Origin of the sequence: Streptomyces sp. 150FB (assembly GCF_000818195.1) — a bacterium.
GTDB lineage: Bacteria > Actinomycetota > Actinomycetes > Streptomycetales > Streptomycetaceae > Streptomyces.
Genome location: NZ_JTHL01000001.1, coordinates 1069982 through 1074628, shown reverse-complemented (window position 1 = coordinate 1074628; position 4647 = coordinate 1069982). Strand labels below are relative to the sequence as shown.

Genomic DNA, 4647 nt, shown 5'->3' with positions numbered 1-4647 from the left:
CCCGGACTGGCCGGCGGCCGTGACGGAGGACCTGGCCGCGCTCGCGCTGGCGTACGCCGCGTGCGCCGACAAGCTGCCGAGCGCTCCGCTGACCGTGGAGTTCGACGAGGACGACCTCGACGACCCGTTCAGCGTCCAGGTCTGAGCGGCTGTCAGGAACAGCGGCGCCGGCGGATCACCTGTACAGGTAGGTGACCGCCGTGCACGTGCCGCTGGTCGCGCCGACGGCCACGACGGCCGCCGCCAGACACCGCGCCCTCAGCCGCCGGTAGCGCTCCGTGTACTCACCGCGCAGCTCCACGGCGCGCTCCGCGATCCGCAGGAGGGTCGCCCGGGAGACCGCGACGCGGTCGGCGGCGTAGACGCGCTCCACGTCCTCGCGCTGGGCGGTGGTCAGCCAGGGCAACTGCTCGGCGAACAGGCCGGCTTGGAGGCGGGCCTGTTCGAGTTCCGCGTTCCACAGGAGATAGCCCTCGATCTGTGCGAGACCGCGGGCGCTGTCGTCGTCGGGTTCCACGCGTTCCTTCCTCCTTCCCGGTGTGACGGTGACGGGGTGCCCGGTGCTCACGGCTGTTTGTCGCCCGGAGCCACGGTCGACGCGGCCCCCGGACGGTTCTGGATGTCTTCGAGCTGGGCGGTCGCCGGGTGGTGCAGGTCGAATGCCGGGGACTCCGAGCGGATCCGGGGCAGTGTCAGGAAGTTGTGCCGGGGCGGCGGGCACGACGTTGCCCATTCGAGTGAACGGCCGTAGCCCCACGGGTCGTCCTCGTTGACCTTCTTGCCGTACACGGCCGTCTTCCAGACGTTGTAGAAGAACGGCAGCATCGAAAGGCCGAGCACGAAAGCGCTGATGGACGAGATCGTGTTCAGCGTGGTGAACCCGTCGGCGGCTAGGTAGTCCGCGTACCGCCGCGGCATTCCCTCCGCACCCAGCCAGTGCTGGATGAGGAAGGTGCCGTGGAAGCCGGTGAAGAGCGTCCAGAAGGTGATTTTACCCAGCCGCTCGTCCAGCATTTTCCCGGTGAACTTCGGCCACCAGAAATGGAATCCGGCGAACATCGCGAACACCACCGTACCGAATACCACGTAATGGAAGTGCGCCACCACGAAATACGAGTCGGACACGTGGAAGTCGAGCGGCGGTGAGGCGAGAATGACTCCGGTCAGACCGCCGAACAGGAAGGTGACAAGAAAGCCGATCGACCAGAGCATGGGGGTCTCGAAGGACAGTGAACCTTTCCACATCGTGCCGATCCAGTTGAAGAACTTCACCCCGGTCGGCACCGCGATGAGGAACGTCATGAACGAGAAGAAGGGCAGCAGAACTCCGCCGGTCACGAACATGTGATGCGCCCACACCGTCACGGAAAGGCCGGCGATCGCGATGGTGGCCGCCACCAGGCCGATATAACCGAAGATCGGCTTCCGGCTGAAGACGGGGAGGATCTCGCTGACAATTCCGAAGAAGGGCAAGGCGATGATATAGACCTCCGGATGCCCGAAGAACCAGAACAGGTGCTGCCACAGCAACGCCCCGCCGTTGGCCGCGTCGAAGACGTGCGCCCCGAATTTGCGGTCGGCCTCCAGCGCGAACAGCGCGCCGGCGAGCACGGGGAAGGCCATCAGGACGAGGACGGCGGTCAGCAGCACGTTCCAGGTGAAGATCGGCATCCGGAACATGGTCATGCCGGGGGCGCGCATGCAGATGATCGTGGTGATGAAGTTGACCGAACCGAGGATCGTGCCGAAGCCGTTGAGCGCCAGACCCATGATCCACAGATCGCCGCCGATGTTGGGCGAGTGGACCTTGTCCGTCAGTGGGGAGTACGCGAACCACCCGAAGTCGGCCCCGCCGTCCGGGGTGAGGAGGCCGCCGACCACGATGATCGAGCCGAAGAGGTAGAGCCAGTAGGCGAGGATGTTCAGCCGGGGGAAGGCCACATCGGGCGAGCCGATCTGCAATGGCATGATCCAGTTGGTGAATCCGGCGAACAGAGGTGTGGCGAACATCAGCAGCATGATCGTGCCGTGCAGCGTGAACGCCTGATTGAACTGTTCGGGTGACACGATCTGGAGGCCGGGACGGGCCAGTTCGGCGCGCATGACCAGCGCCATGATGCCGCCGATGATAAAGAAACCGAACGATGTGATGAGATACAAAGACCCGATCGTCTTGTGATCGGTGGCGGTCAGCCAGCTCACGAGGATTTTGCCGGACTGCCTGCGCCGCACGGGTGGTTGGCCCGGATCCGTTTCGGTCCCGGGCGGTCCTGCGGTGTCCATCGTGGTCACTGACGTTCCTTCGGTCGGTGTTCATGGGGGGCTCGGAAAGAGCAGCATGGCGGCGCGGGACCCGGCGTGGTGAGAATTCCGTCGTCCCGGCGCGTCGCGGAAAACTGTCGCGTCGCAGGAGAATAAGACACGTATGGGGCCCGGATGTGAAATCTCCGGGCCCCATACGTGTGCGGCCGATCCCTCTTGGTCCTATGGATTTCCTATTTTATTTCTGGGTCATTGCGGTCGCTGTCCTTCGGGACCGATGCGAAAATAACGGCACCCTCGGACCACCCCGGAGGAAGCACGAGGAACGCGAGGAACACGAAGAACAGGAGGAACACATGGCCGTACGACATCAGCTCATCGAAAGGCCGCCGTCCGTCGTGTGGGCGGTCCTTGAGGACGGCAGACGGTACGCGGACTGGGTGGTGGGTACGGCGCACTCACATCCGTCCGAGGGAATCTGGCCCCAGGTCGGATCCACGATCGAGTACAGGCTGGAGCTCGGACCGTGGTCGGTCGGTGGCCATACCGTCGTACGCCGGTACGAACCGCCGGGGTGGCTCGAACTGGAGGTGTACAGCGGCTTCCTCGGCACGGCGCGCATCGCCGTCGAGCTGCGCCCGTGGGGCGGCGACACCTTGGTCATCCTGGACGAGCACCCGCTGCGCGGGCCCGGCGGGCTGCTGCACAACGCGGCCTTCGACACGCTGATCCAGTTGCGTCACCGCACCATGCTCAGCCGGCTCGCCGATGTCGTCGAGTCCATGCCGGCGCCCGCGGGAGCGGCCGCGGGTACGGATTCCGCCGCGCACCCCGGCGCGCGGTCCGACAGCGCTCCCCGGACGGAGTGACCGGCATGCCCGACGCGGTGGTGATCGGCGCGGGACCCAACGGTCTCGTCGCCGCCAATCTCCTGGCCGACGCAGGCTGGAGTGTGCAGGTACTGGAGGCGCAGGACGAGCCGGGAGGAGCCGTTCGCAGCGACCGCGGCGTCCATCCCGACCACATCAGCGACCTGTTCAGCTCGTTCTACCCGCTGGCTGCCGCCTCCCCGGTGATCGCCTCGCTCCGCCTGGACCGCGAAGGGCTGCGCTGGAGCCACGCCCCACGCGTACTGGCCCATCCGCTGCTGGACGGGCGCTGCGCCGTGCTCGACCGGGAGCGCGCGTCGACCATGGCGGGCCTGGACGCGTTCGCCGCCGGTGACGGCGCGGCCTGGGGACGGCTCTGCGCGGTGTGGGACGGGCTGGACGACGCACTGCTGGGGGCGCTGTTCACGCCCTTCCCGCCGGTGCGCGCCGGTGTGAAGCTGGCCGCGCGGGTACGGGCCGGCGGCGGGCTGCGGCTCGCGCGCACCATGGTGCTGCCGGTACGGCGGCTGGGCGAGGAGGAGTTCGAGGGCGAGGCGGGCAGGCTGCTCCTGGCGGGCAACGCGCTCCATGCCGACCTGGCACCCGAGGCGGCCGGCAGCGGCGGCTTCGGCTGGCTGATGTCGATGCTCGCCCAGACGTACGGCTTCCCCGTCCCGGTCGGCGGCTCCGGCGAGCTGACCGGCGCTCTCGTACGGCGACTTGAGCGCGGCGGCGGGAGTGTGCGCTGCGGGGAACGCGTCGCGGAGGTCGTCGTACGCGGCGGCCGCGCGGTGGGGGTCCGTACCGAGAGCGGCGAGGGGATCGTGGCGCGCAAGGCCGTACTCGCCGATGTGTCGGCCCCCGACCTGTACATGCGGCTGATCGAAGCGCGGCACCTGCCGCCCCGGATCCTGGACGACCTGCGCCGTTTCCAGTGGGACTTCTCCACCTTCAAGGTCGACTGGGCGCTGAACGGACCCGTCCCGTGGACGGCCTCCGAGGCGGCGACCGCCGGGACCGTCCATCTCGCTGAGGGCGTGGACGGCCTGACGCGCTTCGCGGCCCAGATCGCCATGAGCCAGGTGCCCGACGAGCCCTTCGCGCTGTTCGGCCAGATGACGACGGCCGACCCCACCCGCTCACCGGCGGGCACCGAGTCCGCCTGGGCCTATACCCACGTACCCCAGCACGTGAAGAGCGACGCGGGACCCGACGGCATCACAGGGGCCTGGGACCAGCGGGAGCAGGAGGCGATGGCGGACCGGATCGAGGCCCGGGTGGAGCGGTACGCGCCCGGTTTCCGGGACCGGATCCTCGCCCGGCGTGTGCTCGCCCCCTCCACGTTGCAGAGCGTCGACGCCAATCTGCGGGGCGGCGCGATCAACTCCGGCACCACCAACCTCCACCAGCAGTTCGTCCTGCGCCCGGTCCCCGGGACCGGCCGCCCGGAGACCGCCGTACCCAACCTCTACCTCGCCTCGGCCAGTGCCCATCCGGGCGGCGGGGTGCACGGCGC

General features: G+C 68.2%; 4 protein-coding genes. 2 read left to right on the top strand and 2 right to left on the bottom strand.

The genetic code is table 11. The features are described from left to right. Nucleotides 1-175: 175 nt before the first annotated feature. Nucleotides 176-517: a hypothetical protein gene (locus tag QR77_RS04120; RefSeq protein WP_040019723.1), complete on the bottom strand. Its 342-nt coding sequence runs from the start codon at nt 515-517 to the stop codon at nt 176-178. A gap of 47 nt (nt 518-564) precedes the next feature. Further along, nucleotides 565-2283 (bottom strand): cytochrome c oxidase subunit I, encoded by a 1719-nt coding sequence (gene ctaD / locus QR77_RS04115; protein WP_040027280.1) that lies wholly within the window; start codon nt 2281-2283, stop codon nt 565-567. A gap of 335 nt (nt 2284-2618) precedes the next feature. Between ctaD and QR77_RS04110 the strand changes: the two genes are divergently transcribed. After that, nucleotides 2619-3131, top strand: a complete 513-nt coding sequence (locus QR77_RS04110) for an SRPBCC family protein (RefSeq protein ID WP_052488520.1) — start codon at nt 2619-2621, stop codon at nt 3129-3131. 5 nt (nt 3132-3136) lie between these two features. Next, nucleotides 3137-4647: NAD(P)/FAD-dependent oxidoreductase (locus QR77_RS04105; RefSeq protein WP_040027277.1), on the top strand; the 1511-nt coding region annotated here is incomplete at its 3' end.